This window comes from Oscillibacter sp. UBA6647 (assembly GCA_002455655.1).
Classification (GTDB): domain Bacteria; phylum Bacillota; class Clostridia; order Oscillospirales; family Oscillospiraceae; genus Oscillibacter.
In genome coordinates this window covers 1-3,204 of record DKLF01000047.1, presented here as the reverse complement: position 1 = coordinate 3,204, position 3,204 = coordinate 1, and the positions used below count along the sequence as shown (strand labels likewise).

The window sequence follows — 3,204 nt, the reverse complement described above, 5'->3', positions numbered from 1 at the left end:
CGTTTAAATGTCGCACTCTCTGGTACGCCACGCAACCTCCATCTCCAAGTCCCGTTTCAGTTTCGCATTCTCCGCCAAAAGCTCGTCATAGTGGCGGCTCTGCACGTAATACTTTACAAAGCTGAAGGTGGCCTCCTGAAATTCTTTCTCGGTATATTCGGGCAAGAGAGAGCCATTTTCCCGCTTTAGTCCCTGAACGGAGATCACCACAAGGCGGCGATTTTTCTCCGAGAGGTGAATGATGCGCAACTCCTCCGGAATGTCCAGCTTCAGATCGTAACTCTCGTTGACCTCTTCCAGCAACCTGCGCTGCTCTGGTTTGGCCGAAACAATCACGCCATATTTTTCAAACAGTTCTTTTAAGTAATCGACAGAGACTTCCTCTCTGGTGATGGTCCCCTTTCCAATGCCGGAAAACATGGTGTTGGAAATGGAAAAGCTGATAAACACTTCCTTGCCGGTCTTCGGATAGCTCATATTTGTATACCTCCCCACATATGATCCATGATGACGGAACTCTTTTCTGCACCGCAGGCTTGCCCCCGCGGATGCAAAATCTCTCTGTGAAACGTTCTTCTGTGGACAGTATATCACAGTTCCCGCAAAAAGCAAACACCAAATTGCGCAACATTGCGCAATTTGGTGTAAAATGTTGCCTGTACAATAGCTGTGCCGCCCTGCAAAAAAACACGGCGGACAGCAAAGCCGTCCGCCGTAAATCTCATTTTCCTATGTAAACCAAGCTCAAACGCGCATACCGCCCACAAAGTAGGTATTGTAATACCCACTGGACAGCGTACTGACAATCACGCCGCCGCTGTTGGCGGAGGAAGCGTGGATAAACTGCCCGCCGCCCATATAAATGCCGGCGTGGGAACACGCCTTGCCCTTGGAGCGGCTGGGGTCATTGAAAAACACCAGATCGCCGGACTTCAGCTCCGATGCGGAGTAAAGCTTCTGGCCCTTCCCGCTCTGCCACTGGCTGGTGGCACTGTGGGGCAGGCTTACGCCCATCTGCTTGAACACGTACATCGTGAAGCCTGAACAGTCAAAGCCACTGGGAGACGAACCACCATAGACATACCGGGTGCCCAGATACTGCGTTGCAATATCAGCCGCACCGGAGGCGGATGCCTCATCAGAGACCAAATCCACAAAATCGCTGCGGATATAACCGGTAGTTCCATACTGGCAGGTCACGGCGTACCAGCCGTCGGCAAAGCCGTCCACCGTTACGACGGCGTCCTTGTTTACCGTGGCAACGGTCTGGGCATCAGGATTGGCCGAGGCGCGGACATTCACTCCATCGCCGTTTATGCGGCCCGGAGCAGTAAAAATGCCGTCCTGATCCTCAACGACATATTCCGCGGAAACATAACCGGACTTCCCGTCAAAGCCCACATAGTACCACCCGTCCTGCTTGCCCAGAATGGAGACGGCGACACTTTTGTCCAACTGCGTGACAACGGAAGAGGAAGTGGATGCCTCGGCCCGAAGCCGCAGACTGGAGCCGGTAGTACAACCGACGCCGATTGCAATTTGATCGGCGGCGGAAACGGAGGCCGTGGCGGCCAAAAGCATCGTCATTGCGGCGGAAAGAACAAACATCCCGGCCGCTTTACCTGCACGGTGTTTCATAAGTGTACGCTTCCTTTCGAATTTTCGTTTGTCGGGAAGTGGGAAAGCCGCCTGCCTTACAGCTTGCCGGCCAATGCGCGCTCCAGCCAGATGGCGGAGATGTCCATGGCCTCGTACAGGCTCTCTCTTTCACTTTTTTTCACCACGCGATCCCGGGATTTCAGATCCGGGTCCGTTAATTGTAATTGGACGGAAACCTTGGTAGCCACATTCATGTCCTGAACCTTTTTGCTGTCCATTACCTGCATCATAATGATATATTTCTCAGCCATCGTGCCGTAGTAAATCAGATTATCCACCCGGCGAAGCGGGTGACCCTTATAGGTCAGGCCCGAGGCCTTCTCCATACTTTCAGCCATCAATATGCTCCTTTGAAATTATTTTGTAACCAAATTGTAACAGAATTTTTCCGCTTTGTCAATTCTAAACAAACCCATTTTTTTAGGAAATTTTTTCCTCACTCTTTGCCAAGTATAATTCTTAACCCCTTGTCCCTGTGGAGTCTCCTCTGCATTTCCCACGGATTGGCGCAATTTCCAGCGCTTATGCTCATATACTTTTTTATCTGAGGAGGGATTTTATGAAAATCATTATTTGGAAAAAAAAAGCCGCCGCCCTGCTGGCGGCGGCGCTGGCGGTGTCCCTTGGCGGCTATGCGGCCTCCTACCCCACCGAGGCGCTCGCCACGGAACGCCAGCTTCCCATCTACTGCGTGGACAGAGGGCAGCAAAAGATTTGCTCCATCAGCTTCGACGCAGCCTGGGGAAACGAGGACACCCAGACGCTCATTAACATCCTGGAGCAATACAATGTAAAAACCACCTTTTTCGTGGTGGGCGACTGGGTGGACAAATACCCGGAGTCCGTCAAGGCACTCAATGACGCGGGCCACGAAATTATGAGCCACTCTGCCCACCACGACCACTACAATTCTCTCTCCACCGAGAAAATTACCGCCGACCTGAAGGAGAGCAGCGATAAGATTGAGGCCATCACCGGCGTGCGTCCCACGCTGATTCGCTGTCCCTACGGGGAGTATGACGACCATGTGGTCAAGGCCATTCGGGATTACGGAATGGAACCCATTCAATGGGATGTTGACAGCCTAGACTGGAAAGGTATTTCGGCGGACGAAATTACACGGCGGGTGACCTCCAAAGTTCAGCCCGGGTCCATCGTCCTGTTCCACAACGCGGCGGAGAACACTCCCGCCGCCTTGCCGGGCATTCTGGAGTACCTGATCGGGCAAGGCTACTCTGTGGTTCCCATCTCACAAATCATCGTCAAGGGCGAGTGCAATCAGGACTACACCATCGACCACACCGGCCGCCAGAAAGCAGCCAAAAGCGCCACGGAGGGCAACGCCGCGCCCGGAGCAAGCGGCAGCGCGGAAAATTCTCCGGCCGCCTCCACCGGAAATACCTGACGCGGGGCCACTCTCAAATTGTCCGGTTCGACATCCACCAATTCTTAATCAACCGCCGTATCGGGGGGTACAACGTCTCCGTCATCCCGACGCGCCCCCTTCCCCCGCGGCAAAGAACCCCGGCGTGGAGAAATTCCGCG

4 protein-coding genes are annotated in these 3,204 nt (G+C 53.6%); 1 reads left to right on the top strand and 3 read right to left on the bottom strand.

All coding sequences use genetic code 11. The features are described from left to right. Positions 1-3: 3 nt before the first annotated feature. The 3 genes from B2W96_RS03930 to B2W96_RS03920 all read right to left on the bottom strand — a co-directional run bounded on the left by B2W96_RS03930 (position 4) and on the right by B2W96_RS03920 (position 1,997). Complete coding sequence (locus B2W96_RS03930) at positions 4-477, bottom strand: hypothetical protein (RefSeq protein ID WP_293008764.1); 474 nt, start codon at positions 475-477, stop codon at positions 4-6. A gap of 267 nt (positions 478-744) precedes the next feature. Then, a complete protein-coding gene (locus B2W96_RS03925) occupies positions 745-1,638 on the bottom strand; it encodes an SH3 domain-containing C40 family peptidase (protein ID WP_293008762.1) in 894 nt (297 codons plus the stop codon). A gap of 56 nt (positions 1,639-1,694) precedes the next feature. Further along, complete coding sequence (locus tag B2W96_RS03920) at positions 1,695-1,997, bottom strand: hypothetical protein (protein WP_293008760.1); 303 nt, start codon at positions 1,995-1,997, stop codon at positions 1,695-1,697. Between the two features lie 221 nt (positions 1,998-2,218). Between B2W96_RS03920 and B2W96_RS03915 the strand changes: the two genes are divergently transcribed. Beyond that, positions 2,219-3,064, top strand: coding sequence for a polysaccharide deacetylase family protein (locus B2W96_RS03915; protein ID WP_293008758.1), 846 nt, complete (start codon positions 2,219-2,221; stop codon positions 3,062-3,064). Positions 3,065-3,204: the final 140 nt, after the last annotated feature.

Bases quoted from the DNA above. Each gene is read 5' to 3' on its own strand.
- B2W96_RS03915 (WP_293008758.1), top strand. From the start codon at position 2,219: ATGAAAATCATTATTTGGAAAAAAAAAGCCGCCGCCCTGCTGGCGGCG.
- B2W96_RS03925 (WP_293008762.1), bottom strand. From the start codon at position 1,638: ATGAAACACCGTGCAGGTAAAGCGGCCGGGATGTTTGTTCTTTCCGCC.
- B2W96_RS03920 (WP_293008760.1), bottom strand. From the start codon at position 1,997: ATGGCTGAAAGTATGGAGAAGGCCTCGGGCCTGACCTATAAGGGTCAC.
- B2W96_RS03930 (WP_293008764.1), bottom strand. From the start codon at position 477: ATGAGCTATCCGAAGACCGGCAAGGAAGTGTTTATCAGCTTTTCCATT.